The following is a 26,997-nucleotide window of genomic DNA, read 5'->3' as shown; positions in this document are numbered from 1 at the left end:
ATATGAATTTTTCTTCAACACAACCCAAAATCGTAGTGGTTGGGAGTTGCTCATTAGATCTGATTTTATATACCGAAAAAATACCATATGCCAATGAAACGGTGATGGCAAGTCACTGCGACAATTATTTTGGTGGTAAAGGTGCTAATCAAGCTGTGGGTGCGGCTAGATTGGGAGCAAGTGTTTACTTCATCGGTTGTGTTGGTGTAGATCCTCTAGGACAGCAAATCATGCGCAATCTGGTCAGTGAAAACGTAAACGTAGGTTTTGTTACAGAAACTGATAAAGACTCTACAGGAACCGCCTATGTTACAAGTTCAGAGGGTGATGCTGCCATTGTGGTCGTTCCGGCTGCCAATTTATATTTGAACACTCACGATGTAGAAGAAGCTGATAGATATATTCATTCTTCAGATATGGTTCTGCTGCAACTGGAAATTCCGATGGATGTTGTAGAATTTACCATTAAAAAGGCAAAGAGCTACGGGAAAATGGTAGGTCTGTATGCTTCACCAGGAAAACCTCTGAGTAATCAAATCATTGAGAATGTTGATTTTATTGTTGCTAAAAGCAGTGAGCTTGAAATTATTTTTGGGGAAGGTCAAAAGGAGAAAGTTTTAAAGAAATATTTCAATAAAGTTTTTATTCGGGACGAAACCAATTCAACAATATATTTCGACGGAATTGAAATGAAGTACTACCGAAATGAAGATGAAAGTATGGTTTATAAAATGGGAATGGGTGACGCATTTACTTCAGGATTTGCCATTGCATTATGCCACAAAAATACCATTGCTGAATGCGTGAAATTCGGAAATGAAGTTTCATCAAAAGTATCTCTAGGGAAAGGTGCCCAGACTGCTCTTTCAATGCTTGCAGACTTATTGAAGTAAATTATTTGCTGCATATCGAAATTTTAAGAATTACTAAAAACTGATGATAAAAATATCCACTTTTATAGGTGGATATTTTATTGTCATCCTATGGAAAAACTGCTCCTGCAAACTGCTGACAAAGTTCGAATTATTGCACATATTTTCAGACCTGAAAAAAGCAGTAATAAAGTTTTGCTGATCAATTCTGCGACTGGTGTAAAGCAACAGATCTACTTCTCATTTGCTCAGTTTTTTGTTTCAGAAGGATTTACCGTCATTACTTATGATTACAGAGGAATAGGTCTCTCTAAACCTCAGAAGATGAGAAATTTTAATGCATCAATGAGAATTTGGGGAAGTGAAGATTTCAAAACTTTGACTCAATTCATTATCAATAATTTCCCTGATGATCAGAAATTCTGTCTCGGACATTCGGTTGGAGCATTAATTCTCGGGATGAATAAAGATTCTGCAATATTTGACGAATTTTTCTTTGTCGGAACACAAAATGCCTTTATCGGCAACTTAAAATGGCGGACAAAAATTGAAGCTGTTTTTGGTTTTGGGATTATTCAGCCTTTGTTTACCGAGTTATTTGGCTATTTTCCGGCGCATTGGTTTGGTCTTGGAGAAAGTCTTCCAAAAAATTGCGCTTATGACTGGAGAATCTTAATTTTGAACAGGAAATCTACCAACAAATTATTGCTTAAAGCGGATGATTTTTCGAAAGATTTAAAACAGAAGGTTTTCGTTATTCAGGCTGAAGATGATGTTTGGTTAACAGAAAAAGGGGTGAAATCTTTATTAAATGATACCTACCCGAATTTAAAACCAACATATAGATGGATCAAAACTTCTGAGTCTGAAAAAGGAGAAATAGGGCACATTAATTTTTTCAGAAGCTATAACAAAAATCTTTGGAAAATTATTTTAAACGAAATAAAATAACAAAGCGAAGCGAAATAATTCCACTTCTTTGGGGGGGGCGAAAATTCAAAGAATTTTTGACGGGGTGGTTTAAAAGTATAGTAATCGTAAAAATAATTAAAACTAAAAATGAGCAACACCATAGAAAACACAGTGCAATTCGTGAAACAAAAACTTGAAGGTGCGGAAGCCGGTCACGACTGGTTTCACATTGAAAAAGTCTGGAAACTTTCAAAAAATATCGCAAAAACTGAAAATTGTAATCTGGAAGTGGTGGAACTTTCGGCATTGTTGCACGATATTGCCGACCCGAAATTCCACAATGGTGACGAGACTTTAGCTTTAAAAATTTCAAGAGAATTTCTTAAAGGTCAAAATGTTGATGAAGAAGTTATTCAGCAGGTTGTATTCATAATTCAGAATATTTCCTTTAAAAATAGAGGAGAAGCGCCGAAAGAATTGCCAATAGAGTTAAAAATTGTACAGGATGCAGATCGCATCGATGCAATCGGAGCAATTGGAATCGGGCGGACGTTTAATTTTGGTGGTTTTAAAAATAACCTGATGTATCATCCTGATCTAAAGCCTCAATTGAATATGTCGAAACACGAATATAAAAAATCAAACGGAACCACCATCAATCATTTTTATGAAAAACTGTTGTTACTGAAAGATTTCATGAATACTGAAGAAGGAAAAAAAATAGCCGAAGAAAGACATGATTTTATGCTGACTTTCCTCGACCAGTTTTATAAAGAATGGAATGTTGATTAACATTCCCTAGGAAACATCTCTATTGATTATCTTTGCGGTATGGGATTTATCATTTCAATCATTTTTTTTTCACTGATTCTTTCGCTTTTTTTGTTTAAAGTGAAAGTCGGTCAGTTTGCCAAATGGGCTAAAGTGTTTCGAATAAGTACTTTAATCTTTTCGATTTCCCTTTTTACATATTGGTTTATTAAAAAAAGCTCTATTGGGATTGTAAAAGATTCGGTCTCGTTGCAGGTTATTAATAAACTTCCGCAGCCATTAGATTTTTATGTAATCAATGTCAATAATCTCGATAAAAGCGGAACTTTTGAAACAAAGCATATAGGAAATGTTCGCCCGGAATATTATCGTATTGAGCATTTAAAGCTAACCAAATCAGACCAATACTGGATCGTAGGTTATCTGGGAAAGAAAAATATGGTTTATTTTTCCCAACACGCCATTCCTAATAAAAATATGGATCAAATCATTGAAGTCCAAAACTATATCATTCAAAGTGAGAAGCTTTCCGAACAGGCAAAAAAGCATGTGGAAACCTACAACTTTGAAAATATCCAGTTAGGAATTTGGGTGACACTCTGTTTTTTGTTGATATTTTTGAATATCTCTTTGATGGTGAGAAAAAAATAACTCTTATTCTTAAAATAAGCTAGGCATATTTTCCTGTCCCATTTTTGGTACAATAATGTCAGTTTTCCATTCTTTATTCATTTGTTCAATCAAATGAGCTGAGAGTAAAGGTGACGCTTTTTCAAGATTCTGATGAACGAAAAAATATAAATTCTGTAAACCTTCTTTTTTCCATTTTGTGAGATGTTTTAACCAATCATCCAATCTCTCGTAATCACTTTCATGATTTGCTCCTACATATCTTATGAAAGCTGTAGGTGTTGTCAGTCTCATGTGAAGCATATCGCGTCTTCCTGCGGTATCTACGATGATATTAGTAATCTGATGATCTTCAAAAAGCTGGCAAGTTGTATCAAAAACCTCTTCATCAGTGAACCATTCCGTATTTCTGAGCTCGATGGCTAAAGGTACTTCTTTAGGCCATTTAATAACAAACTGTTCTAATCTTTCGTAATCTTTCGGTTTGAAATTATCATGAAGCTGTAAGAAAACCATTCCTAATTTTTTATCAAAATTTAAGACAGCCGTTGCAAACTGAGTCACGACGTCATCAATATTCAACAGTCTTCTGAAATGGGAAACTGTATTGGTGATTTTCGGGAAAAATTTAAAATCTTCCGGAGTTTTTTCTTTCCATGTCAAAACCTGTTCAGAAGATGGAAGGCTATAAAATGTGGCATTCAGTTCTATAGAATTGAATTGTGTAGCATAATATGTCAGTTCGTCTTTTGTTCCTTTGGGATAGAAACCTTTCAAGTCTGTTTTATTCCATTTAGCACAACCGATGGAGATGTTTTCAAGTCCTTTTTTATTTTGCTTTAAAATTTCTTTGGTTCTTGAATGATCTTTTGGTAATGTAAAATCTATCTTTGAGGGATCTTCTACTTGTCCGAATTTCATAACTGTTGATTAAGTTTTGGATTAATAAAAATAGTAAATCTAATTAGATTTATAAAGTTTTTCTGCCGTTTTGAGATATTTGATTTCTACTCTGTTTTTATTGATTGGAGTAAAGAATTTTTCAGGATAAAAAGCCTTTACAAGCCATCTGTTTTTTATTTTCTCTTTAAAAGTAACCTTTCCAATCGCTAGATTTTTCCTAATATTGAGATTTTCATCATGAATGCTTTCATATTCATCAATGTTCTCATCTGAGCTGTCAAAACCATACCATTTTCCATTTTTCTTTAAAATTATTGGCGTATAGTAGGTTCTTCTATGAACAAACTCACCTCTTTCGTTTTTCACAAGATAAATGATTGCATAGTCATAAACAGAATATCTGATTTGATTCATATGAGTATATGAATTGAAAACAATTGTGTCAGTCTTAATCTCTTCATCAAAAGCCTGTTCCACCTTATAAACGTTTTTATATTTTAAATAAAAGCTATTATTATCGGGTTTTACTCTTTCAATAGAAATTTTTTTGCCTACAAATGCATAAATTTTAGATTGAGAATGAAAAATATTGATAACCAAAATCAGGTATAATGTAAATGATTTTTTCATTGGTTTAAATTAAACAAAAAAACCGCAGAAAAAATTTCCACGGTTAGAATATATTCACAGCCAAAAAACTTGGCTCTTTTTACTGTGCTCTTGGCCTAGGCTTCACAAGCCGAACAGCTCACAAAATTCACCATCATTTCCTTAGAAACAGATGAACTTCTTTGGTAATATAAAGTTTTTACCCCTTTCTTCCATGCTTCGATGTAAAGATAATTGACGTCTTTCACAGGCATCGTAGACGGAATCTGTAAGTTCAGAGACTGTGCCTGATCGATGTATTGCTGTCTTTGTGCAGCCTGAGAAATAATCTCCATCGGAGAAATTTCCTTGAACGTTTTGAATACTGCTTTTTCTTCGCCAGTCAGTTCGTTTAAGTGTTGAACAGATCCGTGGTTCAGCATAATTGTTCTCCAAGTATCTTCATTGTCAAGACCTTTTTCTTCCAACAATTTAGCCAAATATTTATTCTTACGCATGAAGTTTCCTTTTGCCAAACCAGCTTTGTAATAATTGGATGCAAAAGGCTCGATTCCGGGAGAAGTCTGTCCCAAAATTGCTGAGCTTGAAGTAGTTGGAGCAATCGCCATTACGGTTGTATTTCTCATTCCGTAACCTTTCAGAAGTTCCGGCTCACCATAGATGTTTGCCAGTTCTTTTGATGCAATATCTGCCTGAGCTCTGATGTGTTTGAAGGCTCTTGCATTAAACTGCGTTGCTTCAAAACTCTCAAAAGGAATCATATTTTTCTGAAGGTAAGAATGGTAACCCAAAACTCCTAAACCAAGTGCTCTGTGACGCATTGCGAAGTCTCTAGCTCCCTGAAGGTAATAATTTCCTTCGGTTTTTTCTATAAATTCAGATAAAACAGCATCAAGGAAATAAATAGCCAACTGTACTGCGTTCGTATCTTTCCACTCGTCATATAACTCTAAATTCATAGAAGACAGACAGCAGATGAATGATTCTTCTCTTGTAGACGGAAGCATAATTTCCGAACAAAGATTACTCGCATTAATCGTTAATCCTAGATCTTTGTAAACTTGCGGTTTATTTCTGTTCACATTATCGGTAAAGAAAATGTACGGAAGACCTTTTTGCTGACGGCTTTCTAGAACTCTCGCCCAGATTTTACGCTTGTCGGCATCACCGTCAATCATATCCTGCATCCAGTAATCCGGTACGCAGATTCCTGTAAAAAGATTCTGAATCGGACTTCCGATATCTTTAATGGATAAAAATTCTTCAATATCGCCGTGGTCTACATCAAGATAGGCTGCAAAAGCACCTCTTCTTACACCGCCCTGAGAAACCACATCCATCGAAGTGTCAAACAATTTCATGAACGAAACTGCACCAGAAGATTTTCCGTTATCGGTTACCGCAGTTCCTCTGTTACGAAGTTCCCCGAAATATCCCGAAGTTCCGCCCCCGATTTTCGTCTGCATGATTACTTCGCCCATTTTGTGGGTAATTCCTTCAATGCTGTCCGGAATATGCACGTTGAAACAAGAGATTGGAAGACCTCTCTGCGTTCCCATATTTGCCCAAACCGGAGAAGAAAAACTGATCCATCCTTTCATGATCATCTCCTTGAAAGCCGGCTGAAGTTCAGGTTTGTATAATTTTTTTGCTGCAGCAGTGGTGATTCTGTCGATTGCACCGTCTACGGTTTCCCCTTTCAGAAGGTAACCTCTGTTCAGCATTTGCTCAGATTCTTCGTTGAGCCACCAGATATCGTTTTTTTGTTCTTCCATTTTCTATATTGTAAAATGCAATATGCATTGTTTTATTAATTTTTAGGAGCAGAAAATTTTGTCTTTCTTCTCACTTGTGTACCTGCTTTCGCTACTCGCTTTTTTCTTTTGCAAAGAAAAAGAGCTCAAACATACCGCTCAATCAGGGCTAAAACGACGGTTTGTTTTCTTTACTTCTGAATCTCGTCATTGCGACCACTTTGTCATTGCGAGGAACGAAGCAATCTCATTTTTTGCGTAGATGCTTCGACAAGCTCATCATGACATTTCTAATACTAAATGTTTCGGTTCTAGTTCTTTAAGTTTTGGCTAAAGCCCAATGAACTTCTTTTCTTTTGAAAACGGGCTAAAGCCCGTTCCTATTGATATTCTTGTCAAACCTCATAGGTTTCCAAAATCTATGAGGTTTGGTTGAGACATTTATTTTTCACCGTCATTGCAAGGTACGAAGCAATATCATTTTTTTGTGTAGATGCTTCGACAAGCTCAGCATGACATCTCTAATACTAACTGTTTTGACGCTCGCTTCGCTCGCGCACTAATTAATTTGAGCTTCTAGCAATTTCTTTCTGTAGTTTTCGTTAGTACCTTCAAAAAAAGATTTATAAAAATTACCATTAAATATTTTCAATAAATCAATAAATGTATTTAGTTTTTTAATTTTTTTTTGTAAATGAATCAGCGATTTTGCTTCGTAATTTTCACTGAACATTATAGTTTGTGAATCAACCAAATCATCTTCATTTTCTTTATGCCAATTGGCTAAAAAGCTTCCAATTCTCTTCATTTCCTTGGTGCTGAAAATAAAATTAGAATTGCTTTCCTTAATTTGATTTAGAATAATTTTACCTTCTTCCTTTGCTTTTTCAGAATCATATTGGTCTATTCCTAATAAGCAAGATTCTTCAATTAGAGTTAGTTGGTCACTATTTAGTTTCATAAATTAAAACAAATCATTCGCCGTAATACTCTTATCATGCTTCGTATAATCTACCGGTCTTTTTGCAAAGAAATCATCCATAGAATTAGCAAAAACTTCTTCTTCAAACCATTTCATCGGGCTGTATTGCTCTGCAGTGGTATTATAACGTTTGTCCATGTTGATTTTGGTTAAACTTTCGTCAACACGGTATTTCATAAAGTTGATCAGATCTTCTTTAGAGAATTTATCCAGTTCGCCCATTTCAAAGATCCAGTCAAGAATTTCTCCTTCAAGCTCAATAGATTGGTCTACCAAAGTATAAATATCTTCAATATCAGAATCGGTTAAAAGATCCGGCTGTTCTTCACGGATTTTATTGATCAGGTAGATTCCGCCATTAGCATGAATCTGCTCATCAATAGACGTCCACGCAATAATATTGGAAACATTTTTCAGGAAACCTTTAAATCTTGTGAAGGATAAAATAATGGCAAACTGTGAGAACAAAGACACATTCTCAATCAGAATGCTGAATAATAGCAAAGAGGAAACATATTCTTTTGGAGTTGCAGAATTAGCGTGTTTCAGCACGTTGGATAAGAAATCAATTCTTTTCTTTAACGCAGGAACTTCGACAACGTGGGTGAATTCTTCGTTATATCCCAAAACTTCCAACAAACGAGAATACGCTTCAGAATGACGAAATTCACACTCAGCGAATGTGGATCCTAAACCATTTAATTCAGGTTTTGGTAAGTGGTTGTAAAGGTTTCCCCAGAATGACTTTACCGAAACTTCAATTTGGGCAATTGCTAAAAGTGCATTTTTTACCGCATTTTTCTCGTGCGGCTCCAGCTGCGACTGAAAATCCTGAACGTCTGCCGTGAAATCAACCTCTGAGTGTACCCAGAATGATTTGTTGATCGCTTCTGTAAACTGAAGAACTTCAGGATACTCAAATGGCTTATAGCTTATTCTTTTGTCAAAAATTCCCATATGTAAATTGTAATGTCTTTAAAATTTATTAAAATGATCACTGTATTGAAGTTCAGGAAACGAATAACCTTCTGATATGTTGGTTTTTATGCTTAAAATAACTCAACAGTGTTTTGTATTCATTTCTTGTTACGTGCTAAGCACAAAGTTAGACAACGCAGACTGATTTTAAAAGGGGTAAAGAGTAATTGATTGACTTTTAACCTTAAAAGTTTTCCACATTTACATGAAACTCGCTCTGATATTGGTTTAGAGATACTTAACCAGTGCAAAACTAAGTTATGTTAAGTTTGTAATTAAACACTTTATTTTAAATGTTTGGTATTGAGTTAATTATAAGTTAAACAGCCTTTTTTTTAAAGATTTTTTTATTCTTGTAACAAATTGAAAATATATACTACTTATTGGGAACAAAAACAGTAATCACTCAATGTTAGTAATTCAGGATCTACATAAATCATACGACACGGGCAAGAGTAAACTGCACGTTCTCAAAGGTATTAATCTTACTATTGATGAAGGTGAATTTGTCTCTATTATGGGAAGTTCGGGTTCAGGAAAATCAACTTTGCTGAATATCATCGGAATTTTAGATGAAAAAGACAGCGGGGTTTATGATCTTGATGGAATTCCGATTGAACACCTTAATGAAGTAAAAGCTGCTGAATACCGTTCAAAATTTCTTGGTTTTGTTTTTCAGTCTTTTAATTTAATAGGGTACAAAACTGCTTTGGATAATGTTGCGCTTCCTCTATACTATCAAAATGTACCGAGAAAAGAGCGTAACCAAAAAGCAATGGAATATTTGGAAAAAGTAGGTTTGGCACAATGGGCAACGCACCTTCCAAACGAACTTTCGGGTGGTCAAAAACAAAGGGTTGCGATTGCAAGAGCATTAATTACCAATCCAAAAGTTGTTTTGGCAGATGAACCTACCGGAGCATTAGATTCTAAAACAACCCACGATATTATGAAACTCCTTCAGGACATCAACAACGAAGGAAAAACGATCATCGTCGTGACCCACGAACCAGATGTTGCAGCACAAACCAAAAGAAACGTCATTCTTAGAGATGGAATCATTGAGAGTGATGAGTATATAAAACAGATTGTTTTGTAATTAAAATAAAATCAACTGAAAATTTAAAGTCATTAATTTTTTTAATCTTTAAATTTTTTAATCATTTAATTAAGAAAATATGTTTGACCTAGATCGTTGGCAGGAAATATTCAGTTCTATTCGCAGTAATGTATTGCGGACGGTGCTTTCGGGCTTTACGGTAGCTTTGGGACTGTATATTTTTATTGTGCTTTTCGGTATAGGGAATGGTTTGCAAAATGCTTTTCAAGAAGGTTTTACCAGAGATGCTCAAAATTTGATTACAATTTTTACCGGACGTACCAATATTGCATACGGAGGTTTACAAGCCGACAGAACCATTACACTTAATAATTCAGATTATCAAGCCCTGACAAAATCTCAACCCGAAAAAGTACAATACTCAACTCCCAGATATTCTACTAATTTTCTTGTGAAATATGGAAAAGAAAGTGGAAGCTATCAGATTTCCGGAGCCAATGATCAGGAAGCTTTTATTGAAAACAGGAAACTGATGAACGGAAGATTTATTTCTGAAAGAGATATTGCCAACAATCAATATGTGGCTGTCATCGGAAGAATGGTACAGCGAGATCTGATAAAGAACGGAGATCCTATTGGTAAAGAACTGGAGATCAACGGAAGTATTTATAAAGTGATTGGTGTATTCAGTGATGATGGGGGAGATTGGGATGAAAGAATGATCAGTGTTCCTATTTCCACACTTCAACAGGTGAAAAAAGGTTCAGATACGATCAGTACAATTTTCATTGCTTATGATGAAAAAATGCAACCCAATGAGGCAATTGAGTATGGGAAAGAGCTGGAAAAAGAATTGAGAGCCCGAAAAAAAGTTTCTCCCGATGATCAGAATGCAGTAGGAGTCAATAACCGTGCAGAAGGATTGCAGGATTCTTTTACTTTCCTTTTTGTAATTACCATTATTGTAGGATTCATTGGTATGGGTACTTTGCTTGCCGGTATCATCGGAATCAGCAATATCATGGTGTACATCGTAAAAGAACGTACCAAAGAAATCGGAGTAAGAAAAGCCATAGGAGCCAAGCCAAAAAGTATTGTCGCATTAATCATGCAGGAAAGTATTGTCATCACTGTGATTTCCGGTTTTGTAGGAGTGGGCGTTGGTGTTTTAACGTTAGAACTGATTGGAGACAGTTTAGAAAAATATTTTATTAAAGATCCAAGTGTGGGATGGGGATTGATTTTCGCAGCATTTATAAGTCTCGTTCTTTCAGGATTGATTGCCGGATTTATTCCTGCCTACAGAGCTTCCAGAATCAGACCTATTGAAGCTTTAAGAACGGAATAACAAAAAGTGAATGGTCTATTGTGAATTTTAAAATGAAATTCTTAACGAATACTTAAGCTTGAAACAATATTAAAATTTGACTTGCGAAGCAAAATTCACAGCAAAGCAAATTCGCTTTTATAAAGTAAAAAATTGACATTTAAAAAATGAACATTTTATTTAAAAAAGATACCTGGCAAGAAATTTATTATTCATTGAAGAATAATAAACTTCGTACGTTTCTTACCATGATTGGTGTGGGTTGGGGAATGTTTCTTTTTGTAAGTCTTTTGGGCGCTGCAAAAGGTATGGAAAACGGTTTTGATAAATTGTTTTCAGGTTTTGCGACTAACTCCATTTTTATGTGGGCACAAAATACATCGATTCCTTACAACGGTTTTCCTAAAGGACGAGAAGTAAGCCTTCATTTACAGGATATGGATTTACTGCAAAGAAGAATTCCGCAGATCGATTATATTTCGCCTCAAAATTCAAGAGGAAGTTTCGGAAATCCGGGTGAGCAAATGAGCGCAAACGGAAAAACTGCTGTGTACACATTGACAGGAGATTATCCCGTTGGAAATAAAATTTCGGAGAAAAAATTGATTTTCGGTCGTTATCTTAACGATGCGGATGTCACCGGAAACAAAAATGTAGTGATCATCGGGGAAGGTATTTACAAAAACTTTTTTGATGCGAAAAAGAAAGAGAATCCTATAGGAAAATCAATCAACATTAAAGGTCTTTTCTTCAATGTGATTGGCGTTTACAAAGTAGCACAAGCAGGCGGACCCAATAACAATGACACAACAGCTTTCATCCCGCTTTCAACGTTTACAAAAATGTTCAATGACGGCGATAAAGTTGATTTTTTTGCCATTGTGAGCAAACCAGATGCTGATCTTGCAGTGGTAGAAGATTTCGCCAAAACAGAGCTTAAAAAGAAAAACAATGTTTCGCCGGAAGATACCAATGCATTTGGAACATTTAACCTCGGAAAAATGTTTGAAAAAGTAACAGGCTTTCTAACAGGAATGCAGCTTTTAACAATCATCGTAGGAACGCTTACCATACTTGCGGGAGTTATTGCGATCTCAAATATATTACTGATTACTGTTACAGAACGAACGAAAGAAATAGGAATCAGGAGAGCTTTAGGAGCAAAACCTTCTGAAGTTCGCAACCAAATTTTGCTGGAAAGCGTAGTCATCACTTTAGCTTCAGGACTTTTGGGATTTATTTTCGGGATATTTATGTTGATGATCATTGATGCAATGACGAAAAACCAGAATGAATTTCCGTTTTACAATCCTACGGTTAATTATTCGGAGGTTTTTGCAGCAATGGGTGTGATGATTTTGCTGGGATTAATCATCGGAATGATTCCGGCACAGAGAGCAGTGAAAATCAGACCGATTGAAGCATTAAGAAGTGAGTAATTTGAAAATAAAGAATTCATCTTTACCTTGTAATCGGAACTTTAATAATAAAATTTAAAAATAAACTATACTACTATATGAAAAAGAAGTTTACCTGGAAAAAAGCTGTTTACATTGTCCTTGGGCTTTTATTTGCGCTTGCCTTATTTTCCGGAATCAGCTATTTAGTGAAATCAAATTCTACAGAAAGTGAAGCTTTCCTTACCAGAAAACCGACCGTTCAGAATATGGATGACAAAGTGATGGCAACAGGAAAAATTATTCCTAAAGAAGAAATTGAAATCAAACCAAATATTGCAGGAATCATTGACAAAATATTGGTTGATGAAGGAGATAGAGTAGAAGCAGGTCAATTGATTGCGACTGTAAAAATTATTCCAAATATCGCTGAGGTCAACAATGCGCAACAGGAAGTTTTAAACTCTCAGCTTCAGATCAGCAATGCGAGAATGAATGTTGATAATATGCAAAAGCAGTTTGCCATGCAGCAGAAACTGTTCAGTCAGGGTGTGATTTCAAAACAGGAATATTTGAATTCTCAGCAGCAATTATATTCAATGCAGCAAGGGGTGAAGAATGCCAATCAGCAACTTCAGACCGCACAAAAAAGGTTGCAAATTGTAAAAACAGGAGCTACTCCAGAACTGCAGGGTTTGGCAACGACTCAAATTCGCTCGAAAGCAGCAGGAACCGTTCTTGAAGTTCCCGTAAAAGTTGGAAGCCAAGTAATTGAAGCCAACTCTTTCAACGCAGGAACTACAATTTGTTCGATTGCAAATTTAAATTCATTGATTTTTCAGGGTGAAATTGATGAAGCACAAGCAGGAAAACTGAAGCAAGGAATGGATATGAATATTGTGATCGGTGCTTTGCAGAATAAATCTTTTCCGGGAAGGCTTACAATGATTGCTCCAAAAGGGAAAGACAACAACGGAACAATAAAATTCCCGGTTGAAGGTGATGTTTATAATCCAAGCAATGAGTACATCAGAGCCGGATTTTCTGCAAACGGAGAAATTGTGATGAGCTCACAGAAAAATGCTTTGTTGCTGGATGAATCTTTGGTGCAGTATGAGAAAAGCAACGGAAAAGACAAAGCTTTCGTGGAAGTGAAACAACCAGACGGAAAATTCAAAAAAGTGTTTGTAAAATTAGGAGCAAGTGACGGTATCAACGTACAGATTCTTTCAGGTATTGATAAAAATGCAAACGTAAAAGTATGGAATCCGTCTGATAAAGACAAAGAAGAATTAAAAGAGAAGGCGAAGAAATAATCTCGTTTTCGCATAAATACCAAAGTCCCGGAAATTCTGGGACTTTTTTGTTGTACTATAAAACCAATAGTTTTTTTAGCCTGAATTTTAATCAAAACTGATTTTTAAATTAACTCAAAAATTTAATTTCTTTATCTTTAAAATTGTTTTTTACAACCAGTTTATTCATGGCTGCCAACATTTTTCTGCGAAGTTTAGCGAGTCTTCTTACATTTTTATCTTCGCTGTAATCAAAAATATTGTCTTTAAAACTGAATGTATCGCCATCTTCAAAACTGATGTTGTTTTTCTTCAGCTCTCCTTGTAACATAAGATTGGTCATGCTTTCAAGGATCAGATGTTCAGAATCGCCAAGAGATTTTAAAGAGTTGAGCAATTGTTTTTTATATTTTTTCTTTCCCATAATTTGTAACGATTTTCGCTAATTTAAGATTTATGCAAATATATCGTTTTCATTAAAACTATTTTTCATAAAATCCTGCAAAATAAATAGTATACAGAAAAAAATTTGTCAGAATAATTTAATATCGTAATATTGCAATGTTATAATACAAAAATGGGACTTACTAAAACTGAAATTTTCACAGAAAAACAAAATCGATTGGCTACGCTTTTCAAGGTTTTGGGACATCCGGCGCGTATTGCGATTTTACAGCACATCATCAATCAAAAAGCCTGCATCTGTAATGATTTGGTGGAAGAACTGGGTTTAGCACAGGCAACAATTTCGCAACATTTAAAAGAATTGAAAAACATCGGAATCATCCAAGGGTCTATCGAAGGAAAGTCTGTCTGTTATTGTATCGACGAAAAGGTTTGGAAAACCGTTCAGACAGAATTAGAATTATTTTTTACTCAAGATCCACAATCTGAATCTTGCTGTTAATTTTTTTTTATCTAACATATCATCGTTATATAGCAATATAACATTTGTAAAAACTTAATTAAAAATCTTATATATGAAACTTTCATCTATTAAAGAAATTCTTCCAACATTAGAAAATGTTGAATTTCAATTGGAAAACGGAACAATGGTTCCGCAACATTTTCACGTAACGGAGGTCGGTCAAATTACTAAAAACTTTATCGATTGCGGTGGTGTCATCCGTTCAGAAAAAGTAGTCAGCTTTCAACTGTGGAATGCCAATGATTTTGAACATCGTTTGAAACCCGGCAAATTGTTGAGCATTATCAAACTTTCTGAAGATAAATTAGGCATCGAAGATTCAGAAATTGAAGTTGAATATCAGAGCGATACCATCGGAAAATACGATTTGAAATTCAACGGTAAAAACTTTGTATTGCTCAGCAAAACAACAGCTTGTTTAGCACAGGATGCTTGTGGAATTCTTTCTGAAAAGCAAAAGAAAAACTTATCTGAATTGACCGCAGATTCATCAAATTCTTGCACTCCAGGTGGTGGATGTTGTTAAAAATAATCTAAAATTAAATTATTCAAGTAATGAATCAAAACATCAAAAACCGTTGTGAAATTCTCAGCAAAAATTTTAAAGAAATCAATGCTGATCGTAAAGTTGTACTCGAAAAATTAGCCAATCATATTCAGGAAAAATTAAATTCTGAACAAGAAGTAAGCTTGGTTTACGTTTGCACGCACAATTCCCGTAGAAGTCATCTCGGACAGGTTTGGTCAAAAGTTGCCGCCGATTTTTACGGTTTCAATATCAATACTTTTTCCGCAGGAACAGAAGCTACGGCTTTCAATCAAAATGCTATCAATGCTTTGATTTCAGCAGGTTTTAAAGTGCAAAAATTAGACGAAACAAGCAATCCGAAATATGAAGTGATTTTTGGTGAAGGAAAATCAAATCTTTGTTTTTCAAAAACCATTGATGATGAAAGTTTGCCTAAAGAAAACTTTGTTGCTGTAATGACCTGTGGCGATGCTGACGAAAATTGTCCCTTTATTCCGGGTTGTGATTTGAGAATCGGAACCACCTATTTTGATCCGAAATCTTTTGATCATTCTGTTCTTCAGGACGAAAAATATACTGAAAGAAGCAACCAGACTGCAATGGAATGTCTGTATGTTTTTTCTTTAATTAAAAAATAACTTAATGCAGCCAAAATTAAAATTTCTCGACCGGTTTCTTACGCTTTGGATTTTCCTTGCAATGGCAATTGGAGTGGGATTAGGTTTTTTATTTCCAAATATTTCAGAAATTACCAATTCGCTTTCTGTGGGAAACACCAATATTCCGTTGGCTGTCGGATTGATTTTGATGATGTATCCGCCACTTGCAAAAGTCGATTATTCTCTCTTGCCAATGGCTTTTAAAGATAAAAAAGTACTGTCTTTATCATTATTACTCAATTGGATTATCGGTCCGGTTTTGATGTTTGTTCTGGCAATAATTTTCCTGAAAAACGAACCGGATTATATGATTGGTTTAATCTTAATCGGTTTGGCAAGATGTATTGCAATGGTGATTGTCTGGAATGATTTAGCTAAAGGAAACAGGGAATATGCAGCACTTTTGGTGGCATTGAACAGTATTTTTCAAATATTTTCTTACAGCTTTTTTGTTTGGCTGTTCATTAATGTTTTGCCACAAAAATTAGGATTGGGAAATTTCAATGTTTCTGTACCGATGCGAGATGTTACGGAAAGCGTTCTGATCTACCTGGGAATTCCTTTTCTGGCAGGATTTTTAAGCCGGTATTTCTTAGTGAAAGCGAAAGGAGTAGAGTGGTACAACCGAAAATTTATACCGACAATTTCACCGGTAACTTTATACGCTTTGTTATTTACTATTGTTTTAATGTTCAGTTTGAAAGGCGATAAAATCTTAGAACTTCCGATGGATGTGGTGAAAGTTGCCATCCCGTTGATTATTTATTTTGTACTGATGTTTTTTGTGAGTTTTTTCATGAATAAATCGATGAACGTACCTTATGATAAAAATGCTTCCATCTCATTTACCGCAACCGGAAACAATTTTGAATTGGCGATTGCGGTAGCGATATCTGTTTTCGGAATTCACTCTGCACAAGCATTTGTTGGGGTAATTGGTCCTTTGGTGGAAGTTCCTGTATTGATTTTATTGGTGAGAGCAAGTTTATGGCTGAAGAAGAAATTTTATTAAATATAAAAAAGCTTATCCTATCAAAGCTTAAAAATCATCATAATGAATATGGTAGTCTATATGAAATTCCGTATTTTTGATGTTCAAAATCAAAATTTACAAGTAAATGGATATTATTTTTGACCTTATCGAAAAAGAAAGAGAAAGACAATCCCACGGTCTAGAGCTTATTGCTTCAGAAAATTTCGTTTCTGAAAATGTAATGAAGGCGATGGGAAGTGTACTCACAAACAAATATGCAGAAGGATATCCGGGAAAAAGATATTACGGAGGTTGTGAAGTGGTAGATGAGGTTGAAACTTTGGCGATCGAAAGAGCAAAGCAGCTTTTCGGAGTTGATTATGTAAATGTTCAGCCACACTCCGGTTCTCAGGCAAATGCTGCAATTTATCTGGCAGTTTTGAAGCCGGGAGATAAAATCATGGGGATGGATCTTTCTATGGGAGGTCACCTTACTCACGGTTCTGCAGTAAACTTTTCTGGAATTCAGTATGATGTAGTTTCTTATGGAGTTCAGCAGGAAACCGGTTTGATCGATTATGATCAAATGAGAGAAGTGGCATTGAGAGAACGACCAAAAATGATGATTGCAGGTTTCTCGGCATATTCAAGAGATTTAGATTACGCAAAATTCAGAGAGGTTGCAGATGAAATTGGAGCAACACTTTGGGCAGATATTGCACATCCTGCAGGTTTGGTGGCTAAAGGACTTTTAAATAATCCATTTGAGCATTGTCATGTTGTAACTACAACTACTCACAAGACTTTAAGAGGTCCAAGAGGCGGAATGATCATGATGGGTAAAGATTTTGAAAACACTTACGGTCACAAAACTCCAAAAGGCGAAATCAAACAGATGAGTCAGGTTTTAGACAGCGCTGTTTTCCCTGGGATTCAGGGTGGTCCTTTAGAGCACGTAATCGCAGCAAAAGCTGTAGCATTTGGTGAAGCGATTGATGACCAGTTCTTGACGTATGCAAAACAGGTGAAATCTAATGCTCAGGCTTTATCAAAAGCAATGGTAGATTTAGGATTTGATATTGTGAGCGGTGGAACAGACAATCATTTGATGTTGGTTGACCTTAGAAATAAAGGTGTAAACGGAAAAGAAACTGAAAAAGCTTTGGTTCTGGCAGATATTACCTGTAATAAAAATATGGTTCCTTTTGATGATAAATCGCCATTTACAACTTCCGGGATCAGATTGGGAACTGCGGCAATTACGACAAGAGGTTTGAAAGAGAACGACATGAAGACCATTGCAGAATTGATTTCTGAAGTGGTGGATAATATCAAAAATGAAGAAGTAATTTCCGAAGTTAGAAAAAAAGTAAACGGATTGATGGAGGGCAAAGCCTTATTCAATTACTAATCTGCTTTTGGGTAATGGTATTTAGCTATTAGCTTTAGGTAATATTAAATAAGATAAAGAGGTGCAAAGTATTTTGTGCCTCTTTTTTATAAATTGTAATTTTGAACTATCAACTATCAACTATCAACTATCAACTATCAACTATCAACTATCAACTATCAACTATCAACTAAACTATGCAGCCTGAAAAAAAACTTTTTACTTTTGAAGAAACCAAGCAGAAACTGGTGAATTATTGTGTTTATCAGGATCGGTGTCATGCAGAGGTAGAGCAAAAAATGAAAGAGTTTGTATTGATTCCCGAGGCGAAAGAGGAAATTCTTTTGTATTTGATGAAAGAAAATTATTTGAATGAAGAACGTTTCACCAGAAGTTACATTAGAGGAAAATTTTACATGAAACATTGGGGAAAAATTAAAATTAAAATCTCATTAAAACAAAAAGGGATCACAGAAAAGCTAATAACCAGATGTTTTGACGAAATTGACGATGACGATTATTTAAACATAATCAAAAAAGTGTACGAAAATTACTTTTCAAAACTAAAGGGGTTGCAATTATATCAAAAAAAATCGAAGACCATTAAATATCTCTTAAGCCGAGGTTACGAGTACGAAAATATTCTGCAAGTAGTTGAGAATTAATATATATGTAATTTTAAGTTCGGTATTTTTTTTCCAAAATGACATAGTTTTGTCTCACGAAAAAAAATAATTTTATGAATTTAAAACTACAAAAAATATCAAAGGTGTCAATGGCATTTTTGATGACTACGTTCTCAGTTTGGGGATGGGGGCAAACTGCTTATTTAATGTCTTCAGGAGATAAAACGTGGGACTTGTCTGGAACTTGGACAGTAAGTGGAAGTACTTATACCGGAACAGACGCAAATAACTGGCAAAGTGTTGGGATTAGTGGTACTGGTAACGAGGTGACATCAGGAACAAGAACAACAAAAACATCTGCGGCAATCACGACGACCACATCTGGAGGGCTTCAAAAACCTTCAGGGACTATACAGTTTCTTTCTACTGGTTCAACCAGCACTCCAGAAGCTGTAGCAATAGATTTGTTATTAAATTTTACAGGAAGAAAAGCAGAAACTCTAAGTTTCGACTGGGCAGCAATTGATAATAGCAATGGAACACGTCCGACTTCTCTTAGAGTTTTTTGGAGTACCAATGGTACTACATTTACTGAGTTATCAGCTGCTCAGTTATTAGATAAGGTAAGTAACAACACAGGTTCAATTACCTCTATTGCACTTCCATCAGAATTTAATAATACTTCTACAGCTAGAATACGTTTTTATAACCATGCAGGTACTACTGCTACGGGTTCAGGAACTAGAGATAAATTTCAAATTGATAATATTTCTGTTACAAGTTCTATTTTACCTCCAACTTGGGATGGATCTCAATGGGTAGGCGGAACACCAACGGCAAGTACAGATGCTGTAATTGCTGGTAACTATACAGCAGGAGGTTTTACCGCTCAGTCTGTTACGGTTAATCCTACTTTCACTTTAACTATTAATTCTGGAGAGACTGTTACAACAGGAAATCTTTCAAATAATGGTAACATCATCGTCAATGATGGTGGAAATCTTATTCAAACTGTAGGTTCAACTTACACATCAGGAACAGGAGCTTCATTTGTTGCAAACAGAAACAGTACAAGTGTAGCAAATAAATATGTATTTTGGGCGTCTCCGGTAGCAGATCAGAATTTGTTTACCGCTTACACATCTGCACCTTCAGGAACTGCACCACAATATGTAATGACTTACAATACGACATCAAACTTTTATGACATTGTAACAAATGCAGATGCAAATTTTACAAGCAATGCAGGAAAGGGGTATTCAGTAAAAGTACCTCAGACAAATGCAGGACTGAGCTTCGGCGGAACTAATAAAATTCCAAATAACGGAGTTGTTAATCTTGCTTTAGTAGGAACTGCTGGTAGTTTAAACAATTTCAATTTAATTGGTAATCCTTACCCTTCAAATTTAGACCTTAATGCTTTCTACACTACAAATAATACTGCAATAGGATCAACCTTATGGTTTTGGGATAATACTACAGGAAACGTTACAACTCAAACAGGTAACACTTCTACAAATGTAGGATATGCAACTGTAAATTTAGCGAATCCTGCAGGTACGACTTGGGTTGAAGCTCCAGGTACGCAATCGCCATCGTATTCTTCAGCTTCTCTTAACGCAATAGGAAATGTGGTAAAAGCTGGTCAGGCTTTTATAGTAAAAGCTGTTGACGCAGGTACTGTTTCATTCACAAACGCAATGCGTTCTTCTGCTACTGGAGTTACGTTAAATAAAAACGTAGATGCGAATGCAGGGAAATTCTGGATTAAATTGACGACATCTTACGGAAATACAGCTACTCAAGCAGTTACTTACAGTCAAGGTGCTTCAGATGCTTATGATGTATATGATTCAAAAGCTATGGGTATGGGTTCTGATGCGTTCTACTCTTTGGTAGGTACTGAAAAATTAGTTATTCAGGGGAAATCTTCATTTAATATTAATGATGTGGTTCTATTAGGTACTAAACATTTTGAAAACGGAAGTTTTACAGTTTCTCTATCTCATAAAGAAGGTTTGTTCACAAACGGACAAGCAATCTATCTGCATGATAAAACAACTGGAACTTACACAAATCTTCAAAACCAAGCATACACTTTCACAGGTAATGCAGGAGAATCTGCTAACAGATTTGAGATCGTTTATAAATTAGATATTTTAGCTACATCAGAAGTTAAGAAAGATACTTTTGAGGTTTATAGAGAAGGTGAAGATTTCTTCGTAAGAAATAGTAAAAACATTGAGAATATTCAAATATTTGACGCAGCAGGTAGAAAGGTGCAAAATATCGACAGCAATTCTAAATTGGTTCGTATAAAATTAGAATCAAAAGGATTGTATATCATTAAAGCTACTTCAGCAGGAAAAGAATATTCTAAAAAAATAATTAAATAATACAAACTATGAAAAAAATAATAATAATGTGTTCATTAGTTCTTTCAGGTCTTGCATTTGCAGATCAGTCAGAAAACCCTTACGTATATGATGAGCCTGAAATGGGAACAATGGCAGAAGGAGATGCTCCGGCAGGTCCTGGTGATCCCAACGCAGCTCCTATTGATGAGTATATTCCTGCACTCTTAATTATGGCAATAGCAATGATTGTTGTATATAAGAAAAGAAATGTGATTTCAGAATAATCAATACTTAAAATAATTATAAACCTCCTAATGCTTTTTTTTTGGGAGGTTTTTTTATTATGTTTAATAAACATACCTGATGTATTAATTTTTAAGTACGAATTATCATTTTTTCAAAACGAAAAATTTATACTACTTTCAAAACGGTATCATAAAACGAAACTGATGTTTCTTCCTGAAAACCATTAAATTAATTTTTTAAAATAACAATTGATGGATTGAAGAATAAATTAAAATATTTATTATTAAGTAGTAAAATTTTAGTAATAATTTAAAAGTTATTTTATTATGATAAAAAAATACATAGCTTTGTGTAAAATATTGTAATTGAAAATATTTTTTTTAGCATAAATTTTGTTCAATTTTTGAACAGACCCGGATAACTTTAAAGCGTAAAAATATGTTCTATGTCATTTTTTTAAATTAAATAATATGATTATCTTTGCCAAAATAATAAAACACCAGAATGCTGAATGAGAAAGCTAAATGATGCTTTTACTGCTCTTTACAACGGGGATAATATCGTGAAACTTACAGAGCTAAGATACATGCCAAGATGGGCAGTTCTACTTATTGATCTTCTGATTGTTTTAGTTTCTATTGTCATATCTTACTTTTTCCTAGAAAAACTCCACGTAAAAATTAATTTTCCAAACTATATTTTTTGGCAGAGATTAGTGCTTATTTTGGTCAATGTGATGTTCATGTTTGTCTTCAAGACTTATGCAGGCATCATAAGACATTCTACTTTTTTCGACTTTTTTAAAATAATACTGTCTTCAGGTAGTACCTTATTAACGATTCTCATTATTAATTACTGTACTGAAATTTGGTTAGGGAAATCTTTATATCTATATCCTAATCTTTTCTTATATTTTTTCATTTCAGTCTCGGTAATGTTCTTTTTCAGAATGATTACCAAACAGTTTTTTAATATTTTGATTGATTATAAAGGATCATCTTCAAAAATTAGAATTGCTGTAGTAGGAGTTGGTGATGCTTCAGTTTCTCTGGCAAGAGCAATTTTACATAATCCTAACTATCCTTATCGTTTAGAAGGTTTTCTTACCAAAAGATCAGATTCTCATAAAGCGGTTTTACTGGGTCACAAAATTTATAACAGTGATCATTTTTTTAAGAATAAAGATCTGGTAAGTCAATTTGATGCAGTTTTAATTATAAAGGAAATCATGTCTAAGCATGAACTGGAAGAATGGATGACTTTAGCATTAGATCATGGTCTAAAAGTCTTGAAAGCACCTACAGTAAGCAAAATGCGAGACTCAGATTTAGTAGGAGGTATTCGCCAGCTACAGATTGAAGATTTATTAAACCGCAGACCCATTAAAATTGAAAATGCTGATGTGATCAAAAGACATGCTGAGAAAGCTGTATTGGTAACCGGCGGTGCAGGTTCTATTGGGAGTGAAATCGTAAGGCAGGTTGCCCAGTTCAGCCCTTCTTTGATTGTGGTACTTGATCAGGCAGAATCACCTTTATATGAATTGGAATTAGAATTATTAGAAAAATATCCAGAGCAGAAATTTAAGTTTGTTTTGGCAGATATATCCAATAACTACAGGCTGGAAAAACTATTTGAAATCTATCAATTCTCAATGGTTTATCACGCTGCAGCTTACAAACATGTTCCTTTAATTGAGGAAAACCCTCATGAAGCAATTTTTGTAAATGTATTGGGAACTAAGAATGTATCCTTGCTTTCCAAAAAATATAAAGTTAACCGTTTTGTAATGGTTTCTACAGATAAAGCAGTGAATCCTACCAATGTGATGGGAGCCTCAAAAAGAACTGCTGAATTATTTGTGCAATCGCTGCAAAATTCTGAAGGGAATAAAACAAAATTCATTACCACGCGTTTTGGAAATGTTTTAGGCTCAAACGGTTCTGTAATTCCGCATTTCAAAAAACAAATTGAAAAAGGAGGTCCTGTAACCATTACGCATCCCGACATTATAAGATACTTTATGACAATTCCAGAAGCTTGTGAATTGGTTCTGCAGGCAGGAACAATGGGTGATGGAGGAGAGATCTATGTGTTTGATATGGGTGAGCCTGTGAAGATTTTAGATTTAGCAAAGAGAATGATCAAATTATCTGGTTTCACACCTGATGAAGAAATTAAAATTAAATTCATCGGATTGCGTCCCGGTGAAAAATTATATGAAGAACTGTTGAGCAATGATGCTACAACTATTCCTACCCATCATGAGAAAATCATGATCTCTAAAGATCCTACCGTTAAATTTGATGAAATCGAAATTTTATTCAGACAAATTATTAAATCTGCAGTAAGAAGGGATAAAGTACAGGTAGTTACGCTGTTAAAAAATATTGTCCCTGAATTTATCAGCAACAATTCTGAATACGAATTTTTGGATAAGAAAAAAGTAAGCGATACTGAAAATCTTGCTGTTGAAAATAGTGAATTCTAATTTCCGTATAAATCTATCAGATTTAAATTAACTAGTACAAAACAAATTTTGTTTAAAATAATAACCCTATTTTTGTGAAAAATTTATTAAAAATGACTTTAAAAAAATATTTTATATACGGAGCTTTAAGTTTGTCAGTATTTTCTTGTACACCTAGGCAGGAAATCAATTATATGAAGGATATTGAAAATATTGCTCTGGATAATTCCATCAAGAATAGCAGAAGCACTTTGCAGACGGGTGATCAATTGGTGATCACGGTTTCAGCGAAAGATCTTGATGTGGTAAAACCTTTTAATCAAAATTATTCTTCCACTACAACTGTAGCGCAATATTCCACACCTAGTGGAAATTCTCAATTTCAACCAATGGCTGCTTCTGGACCTACATATACGGTTGATACGGATGGGAATATAAATTTTCCGCAAATTGGCTTGGTCAACACAAAAGATGAGAATACTGAGACATTCAAAACAAAATTGGCAGGACTAATCTCAACGTATGTGAAAAATCCTATTATAGATGTGAAATTAATCAACTTTAAAGTGTCTGTATTGGGAGAAGTAGCAAGACCTGGAACCTATGTAATTCCTGACGGGAATACTACGTTATTACAAACTTTAGGTTTAGCTGGAGATTTAACCACTTTTGGAGTACGTAACAATATTTTGATTGTTAGAAATGTAGATGGAAAGTTTACCCAGCAAAGAATAGATATCACAAGTGCACAATTTATCAATTCTCCTTATTACTATCTTAAACAAAATGATATGATTTATGTACAGCCTAATTTAGTAAAAGAAAAATCTGCTAGAGTTGATCCAAATATAGGATTGTACATTTCTGTGGCATCAGTAATAGCTTCAATCGCATTAGGTGTTTTAGCCCTTACAAAAAATTAATAAAACAATAATCAATTTTCATAATGGATTATAATCAAATAAATGATGAGGCTCAAAAAGACTCCATTAATATCAGAGAAATAATAAAACCTTACGTTTATCGATGGTATTGGTTCGTCTTAGGAACAGTTGTTGCTTTTTTATTAGCATGGTTTTTTTTACGATACACTATTCCTGTCTATAATATAGAATCTACTTTACTTATTAAAGAAGTTAAAAAATCCTCATCAGGACAGCCCGATATGTCTGTGATTTCAGAAATTGGTGGTGTGGGAGGCATGGGTACAAATTCGGTTGATAATGAGATTGAAATTTTTAAGTCTAAAAAACTTATGATTTCTGTTGTCAAAGAATTGGGTTTGGAGACTGTTATTTTGTCTAAGGGTAAGCTAAAAGATACAGAACTGTATAAAGAAACTGCACCATTTATTGTTAGAGTTATTAATGAAAAACATAAGAGTGTATATCCTGCAAAACAAGTTTTTGCAAAAGTACAGGGAAATAAAATCATCTTAGAATCAGAAAGTTTTCATGCTCCTATAGAAACAGAATTCAACAAAGCGGTTTCAATGCCATTCGGTGTCGTAATGTTTCAGAAAAATTCAAAATTACTTATAAATTCAGAAAAACCTTTGCATTACAAACTGCAATTTATGTCTTCCATGAATAGAGCTAGGTCGTTACTTTCTAGTTTACAAGTTAGTTTGGTAGAGAAAAATTCTACAGTAGTAAAATTAAGTTTAAATCATCCTTGTTCTGAAAAAGCAGAAGATATTTTGAATAGACTTGCCGTAAATTACAATCGTGAAGCAATTTTAGATAAAAACTCAGAAGCACAAAAAACTGCGGCTTTTATTGACGAAAGAATCAACTTGATAAGTAAGGAGCTGGGGCAAGTTGAATCTCAAAAACAGGATTTCAAAGTTCAGAATAATATTGCTGATATTCAAGCAGAAGCAGAATTATCGTTAGCAACTGCTGCTACAACACAGCAAGAACAAATATCTACTGAGTCACAGCTTGAATTAGTTAATAGTCTTATAGGGAGTTTGAACAGACATAGCAATTATGATGTTCTACCATTAAATGTAGGACTTACTGATTCTGACTCAAATTCAAATATTGCTATGTACAATCAACTGGTTACTGAAAGAGCCAGACTATTAGAGAATTCTACCAATGCTAATCCCATTGTGCAGGATGTTACAAAACAAATTAATAGCCTCAGAAGTTCTGTATTACAAAGTTTACAGAAAAGCAGATCAGCACTTCAGATTTCCAAAAATAATATTCAATCCGAGCAAAACAGATTATCTGGTAGAATTTCAAAAATTCCTGTACAGGAGAAATTATTTAGAAGTATAGAAAGACAACAAAATATCAAAGAACAGTTATATCTATTATTACTGCAAAAAAGAGAGGAAGCTGCAATTTCATTAGCGATTGCTGCTCCAAAGGCAAGGGTTGTTGATGATGCTTTGACAATTGCTGTAGTTTCTCCGAAAACACAGATCATTTATTTAGGTTCCTTAGTATTGGGTATATTACTACCTTTTGCAATCATATATCTAATAGAATTATTTAATAATAAAATTAAATCGAAACAGGATTTAGAAAAGTTAGTTGAAGGTGCAACTATTATTGGTGAGTTACCTTCAATGGAAAAAGGAGATTCGGAAATTGTACAATTAAATGATGTATCACCTTTGGCAGAAGCATTTAGAATATTGATTACTAACATTAATTTCATGTTGCCTAAAAATAGAAAAGGCAATGTCATTTTTGTTACATCTACTGTAAAAGGGGAAGGCAAAACCTTTACTTCTGTTAATTTAGCTTTAACACTGGCAACACCACGTAAAAAAGTAGTGATCATAGGTTCTGATATAAGAAATCCACAATTACAGAGATATAATGAGAACAGAAGAGGATTAATAGGTTTATCAGAATTTATGTATGATGACCAAATGAATGCTTCAGAGATTATTCATCAGACAACATTCAATCCATATTGTGATGTGATTTATTCTGGTGCAATTACGCCAAACCCAACTGAACTTCTATCCAACGGAAGATATCAGGATTTGGTAGAAAGCTTAAAACCTTTGTATGACTATATTATTTTAGATACAGCACCATTAATGCTGGTTACAGATTCATTCCTTATTGCAGATGTTGCGGATGCTACTGTATATGTAACGAGATCAGGATATACAGAAAAAGAATTAATTGGTTTTATCAATAAGCAAATTAAAGATAAAAAAATTAAAAATGTAGGTTTGGTTCTTAATGATGTCAGTAAAATGAATAGCGGATATGGCTATGGCTATAAATATGGTTACGGATATTCTGAAGATCAGAAGAAATCATTCTTACAGAAAATTTTTAAAAAATAATAATGAAGAA

At 34.4% G+C, this 26,997-nt stretch carries 25 protein-coding genes; 19 read left to right on the top strand and 6 right to left on the bottom strand.

Annotated elements, in window-relative coordinates; genetic code table 11:
• Positions 1-2 precede the first annotated feature (2 nt).
• From ACZZ9T_RS16215 to ACZZ9T_RS16200, 4 genes are all read left to right on the top strand, one after another.
• Positions 3-893, top strand: a complete 891-nt coding sequence (locus tag ACZZ9T_RS16215; protein ID WP_463442947.1) for a ribokinase — start codon at positions 3-5, stop codon at positions 891-893.
• Positions 894-983: 90 nt separating this feature from the next.
• Positions 984-1,823 (top strand): alpha/beta hydrolase family protein, encoded by an 840-nt coding sequence (locus ACZZ9T_RS16210; RefSeq protein WP_463442946.1) that lies wholly within the window; start codon positions 984-986, stop codon positions 1,821-1,823.
• A gap of 108 nt (positions 1,824-1,931) precedes the next feature.
• Entirely contained in the window at positions 1,932-2,576 is a 645-nt protein-coding gene (locus ACZZ9T_RS16205) for an HD domain-containing protein (RefSeq protein WP_463442945.1), read from the top strand.
• A 132-nt stretch (positions 2,577-2,708) separates the two neighbouring features.
• Entirely contained in the window at positions 2,709-3,206 is a 498-nt protein-coding gene (locus ACZZ9T_RS16200) for a hypothetical protein (RefSeq protein ID WP_463442944.1), read from the top strand.
• A gap of 9 nt (positions 3,207-3,215) precedes the next feature.
• Here ACZZ9T_RS16200 and ACZZ9T_RS16195 read toward each other — a convergent pair whose 3' ends face one another.
• From ACZZ9T_RS16195 to ACZZ9T_RS16175, 5 genes are all read right to left on the bottom strand, one after another.
• Positions 3,216-4,106 carry a DUF72 domain-containing protein gene (locus ACZZ9T_RS16195; RefSeq protein WP_463442943.1) on the bottom strand — a complete coding sequence of 297 codons (891 nt, stop codon included), beginning with the start codon at positions 4,104-4,106 and terminating at the stop codon, positions 3,216-3,218.
• A gap of 39 nt (positions 4,107-4,145) precedes the next feature.
• Positions 4,146-4,718 carry a hypothetical protein gene (locus ACZZ9T_RS16190; RefSeq protein WP_463442942.1) on the bottom strand — a complete coding sequence of 191 codons (573 nt, stop codon included), beginning with the start codon at positions 4,716-4,718 and terminating at the stop codon, positions 4,146-4,148.
• Positions 4,719-4,813: 95 nt separating this feature from the next.
• Positions 4,814-6,472 (bottom strand): ribonucleoside-diphosphate reductase subunit alpha, encoded by a 1,659-nt coding sequence (locus ACZZ9T_RS16185; RefSeq protein ID WP_463442941.1) that lies wholly within the window; start codon positions 6,470-6,472, stop codon positions 4,814-4,816.
• Between the two features lie 538 nt (positions 6,473-7,010).
• Positions 7,011-7,412, bottom strand: a complete 402-nt coding sequence (locus ACZZ9T_RS16180; protein ID WP_463442940.1) for a hypothetical protein — start codon at positions 7,410-7,412, stop codon at positions 7,011-7,013.
• A gap of 3 nt (positions 7,413-7,415) precedes the next feature.
• Entirely contained in the window at positions 7,416-8,390 is a 975-nt protein-coding gene (locus ACZZ9T_RS16175; protein ID WP_463429369.1) for a ribonucleotide-diphosphate reductase subunit beta, read from the bottom strand.
• Positions 8,391-8,820: 430 nt separating this feature from the next.
• Between ACZZ9T_RS16175 and ACZZ9T_RS16170 the strand changes: the two genes are divergently transcribed.
• The 4 genes from ACZZ9T_RS16170 to ACZZ9T_RS16155 all read left to right on the top strand — a co-directional run bounded on the left by ACZZ9T_RS16170 (position 8,821) and on the right by ACZZ9T_RS16155 (position 13,511).
• Positions 8,821-9,510, top strand: a complete 690-nt coding sequence (locus tag ACZZ9T_RS16170) for an ABC transporter ATP-binding protein (protein WP_463429368.1) — start codon at positions 8,821-8,823, stop codon at positions 9,508-9,510.
• A gap of 79 nt (positions 9,511-9,589) precedes the next feature.
• Positions 9,590-10,819 carry an ABC transporter permease gene (locus ACZZ9T_RS16165; protein ID WP_463429367.1) on the top strand — a complete coding sequence of 410 codons (1,230 nt, stop codon included), beginning with the start codon at positions 9,590-9,592 and terminating at the stop codon, positions 10,817-10,819.
• Between the two features lie 146 nt (positions 10,820-10,965).
• Complete coding sequence (locus ACZZ9T_RS16160) at positions 10,966-12,237, top strand: ABC transporter permease (RefSeq protein ID WP_463442939.1); 1,272 nt, start codon at positions 10,966-10,968, stop codon at positions 12,235-12,237.
• Positions 12,238-12,314: 77 nt separating this feature from the next.
• The gene (locus ACZZ9T_RS16155) at positions 12,315-13,511 is read left to right on the top strand and encodes an efflux RND transporter periplasmic adaptor subunit (protein ID WP_463442938.1); all 1,197 of its coding nucleotides are present in this window, start codon (positions 12,315-12,317) and stop codon (positions 13,509-13,511) included.
• 109 nt (positions 13,512-13,620) lie between these two features.
• Here ACZZ9T_RS16155 and ACZZ9T_RS16150 read toward each other — a convergent pair whose 3' ends face one another.
• The gene (locus tag ACZZ9T_RS16150; RefSeq protein WP_463429364.1) at positions 13,621-13,914 is read right to left on the bottom strand and encodes a hypothetical protein; all 294 of its coding nucleotides are present in this window, start codon (positions 13,912-13,914) and stop codon (positions 13,621-13,623) included.
• Positions 13,915-14,067: 153 nt separating this feature from the next.
• On the opposite strand from ACZZ9T_RS16150, the gene ACZZ9T_RS16145 reads away from it, so the two are divergent.
• The 11 genes from ACZZ9T_RS16145 (at position 14,068) to ACZZ9T_RS16095 (ending at position 26,987) form a co-directional block, all read left to right on the top strand.
• Complete coding sequence (locus tag ACZZ9T_RS16145) at positions 14,068-14,397, top strand: ArsR/SmtB family transcription factor (RefSeq protein WP_463442937.1); 330 nt, start codon at positions 14,068-14,070, stop codon at positions 14,395-14,397.
• Between the two features lie 73 nt (positions 14,398-14,470).
• Positions 14,471-14,944, top strand: coding sequence for a DUF6428 family protein (locus ACZZ9T_RS16140; RefSeq protein WP_463442936.1), 474 nt, complete (start codon positions 14,471-14,473; stop codon positions 14,942-14,944).
• Between the two features lie 29 nt (positions 14,945-14,973).
• Positions 14,974-15,585, top strand: a complete 612-nt coding sequence (locus tag ACZZ9T_RS16135; RefSeq protein WP_463442935.1) for a low molecular weight phosphatase family protein — start codon at positions 14,974-14,976, stop codon at positions 15,583-15,585.
• A gap of 4 nt (positions 15,586-15,589) precedes the next feature.
• On the top strand, positions 15,590-16,618 hold the full coding sequence (gene arsB, locus ACZZ9T_RS16130) for an ACR3 family arsenite efflux transporter (RefSeq protein WP_463442934.1): 1,029 nt from the start codon (positions 15,590-15,592) through the stop codon (positions 16,616-16,618).
• Between the two features lie 106 nt (positions 16,619-16,724).
• Positions 16,725-17,990, top strand: coding sequence for a serine hydroxymethyltransferase (gene glyA / locus ACZZ9T_RS16125; protein WP_463442933.1), 1,266 nt, complete (start codon positions 16,725-16,727; stop codon positions 17,988-17,990).
• 176 nt (positions 17,991-18,166) lie between these two features.
• Positions 18,167-18,634, top strand: coding sequence for a regulatory protein RecX (locus ACZZ9T_RS16120; protein ID WP_463442932.1), 468 nt, complete (start codon positions 18,167-18,169; stop codon positions 18,632-18,634).
• A gap of 74 nt (positions 18,635-18,708) precedes the next feature.
• Complete coding sequence (locus ACZZ9T_RS16115; RefSeq protein WP_463442931.1) at positions 18,709-20,991, top strand: T9SS type A sorting domain-containing protein; 2,283 nt, start codon at positions 18,709-18,711, stop codon at positions 20,989-20,991.
• An 8-nt stretch (positions 20,992-20,999) separates the two neighbouring features.
• A complete protein-coding gene (locus tag ACZZ9T_RS16110; protein WP_463429356.1) occupies positions 21,000-21,236 on the top strand; it encodes a hypothetical protein in 237 nt (78 codons plus the stop codon).
• A gap of 473 nt (positions 21,237-21,709) precedes the next feature.
• Entirely contained in the window at positions 21,710-23,689 is a 1,980-nt protein-coding gene (locus ACZZ9T_RS16105; RefSeq protein WP_463429355.1) for a polysaccharide biosynthesis protein, read from the top strand.
• Between the two features lie 92 nt (positions 23,690-23,781).
• A complete protein-coding gene (locus ACZZ9T_RS16100) occupies positions 23,782-24,591 on the top strand; it encodes a polysaccharide biosynthesis/export family protein (protein ID WP_463442930.1) in 810 nt (269 codons plus the stop codon).
• Positions 24,592-24,614: 23 nt separating this feature from the next.
• A complete protein-coding gene (locus ACZZ9T_RS16095; RefSeq protein ID WP_463442929.1) occupies positions 24,615-26,987 on the top strand; it encodes a GumC family protein in 2,373 nt (790 codons plus the stop codon).
• Positions 26,988-26,997 lie beyond the last annotated feature (10 nt).

Source organism: Chryseobacterium sp. AC417 (assembly GCF_979258215.1).
This window is presented reverse-complemented; position numbering and strand designations above follow the sequence as displayed.

Bases quoted from the DNA above. Each gene is read 5' to 3' on its own strand.
- ACZZ9T_RS16215 (WP_463442947.1), top strand. From the start codon at position 3: ATGAATTTTTCTTCAACACAACCCAAAATCGTAGTGGTTGGGAGTTGC.
- ACZZ9T_RS16210 (WP_463442946.1), top strand. From the start codon at position 984: ATGGAAAAACTGCTCCTGCAAACTGCTGACAAAGTTCGAATTATTGCA.
- ACZZ9T_RS16205 (WP_463442945.1), top strand. From the start codon at position 1,932: ATGAGCAACACCATAGAAAACACAGTGCAATTCGTGAAACAAAAACTT.
- ACZZ9T_RS16195 (WP_463442943.1), bottom strand. From the start codon at position 4,106: ATGAAATTCGGACAAGTAGAAGATCCCTCAAAGATAGATTTTACATTA.
- ACZZ9T_RS16190 (WP_463442942.1), bottom strand. From the start codon at position 4,718: ATGAAAAAATCATTTACATTATACCTGATTTTGGTTATCAATATTTTT.
- ACZZ9T_RS16185 (WP_463442941.1), bottom strand. From the start codon at position 6,472: ATGGAAGAACAAAAAAACGATATCTGGTGGCTCAACGAAGAATCTGAG.
- ACZZ9T_RS16180 (WP_463442940.1), bottom strand. From the start codon at position 7,412: ATGAAACTAAATAGTGACCAACTAACTCTAATTGAAGAATCTTGCTTA.
- ACZZ9T_RS16175 (WP_463429369.1), bottom strand. From the start codon at position 8,390: ATGGGAATTTTTGACAAAAGAATAAGCTATAAGCCATTTGAGTATCCT.
- ACZZ9T_RS16170 (WP_463429368.1), top strand. From the start codon at position 8,821: ATGTTAGTAATTCAGGATCTACATAAATCATACGACACGGGCAAGAGT.
- ACZZ9T_RS16165 (WP_463429367.1), top strand. From the start codon at position 9,590: ATGTTTGACCTAGATCGTTGGCAGGAAATATTCAGTTCTATTCGCAGT.
- ACZZ9T_RS16160 (WP_463442939.1), top strand. From the start codon at position 10,966: ATGAACATTTTATTTAAAAAAGATACCTGGCAAGAAATTTATTATTCA.
- ACZZ9T_RS16155 (WP_463442938.1), top strand. From the start codon at position 12,315: ATGAAAAAGAAGTTTACCTGGAAAAAAGCTGTTTACATTGTCCTTGGG.
- ACZZ9T_RS16150 (WP_463429364.1), bottom strand. From the start codon at position 13,914: ATGGGAAAGAAAAAATATAAAAAACAATTGCTCAACTCTTTAAAATCT.
- ACZZ9T_RS16145 (WP_463442937.1), top strand. From the start codon at position 14,068: ATGGGACTTACTAAAACTGAAATTTTCACAGAAAAACAAAATCGATTG.
- ACZZ9T_RS16140 (WP_463442936.1), top strand. From the start codon at position 14,471: ATGAAACTTTCATCTATTAAAGAAATTCTTCCAACATTAGAAAATGTT.
- ACZZ9T_RS16135 (WP_463442935.1), top strand. From the start codon at position 14,974: ATGAATCAAAACATCAAAAACCGTTGTGAAATTCTCAGCAAAAATTTT.
- arsB (WP_463442934.1), top strand. From the start codon at position 15,590: ATGCAGCCAAAATTAAAATTTCTCGACCGGTTTCTTACGCTTTGGATT.
- glyA (WP_463442933.1), top strand. From the start codon at position 16,725: ATGGATATTATTTTTGACCTTATCGAAAAAGAAAGAGAAAGACAATCC.
- ACZZ9T_RS16120 (WP_463442932.1), top strand. From the start codon at position 18,167: ATGCAGCCTGAAAAAAAACTTTTTACTTTTGAAGAAACCAAGCAGAAA.
- ACZZ9T_RS16115 (WP_463442931.1), top strand. From the start codon at position 18,709: ATGAATTTAAAACTACAAAAAATATCAAAGGTGTCAATGGCATTTTTG.
- ACZZ9T_RS16110 (WP_463429356.1), top strand. From the start codon at position 21,000: ATGAAAAAAATAATAATAATGTGTTCATTAGTTCTTTCAGGTCTTGCA.
- ACZZ9T_RS16105 (WP_463429355.1), top strand. From the start codon at position 21,710: ATGAGAAAGCTAAATGATGCTTTTACTGCTCTTTACAACGGGGATAAT.
- ACZZ9T_RS16100 (WP_463442930.1), top strand. From the start codon at position 23,782: ATGACTTTAAAAAAATATTTTATATACGGAGCTTTAAGTTTGTCAGTA.
- ACZZ9T_RS16095 (WP_463442929.1), top strand. From the start codon at position 24,615: ATGGATTATAATCAAATAAATGATGAGGCTCAAAAAGACTCCATTAAT.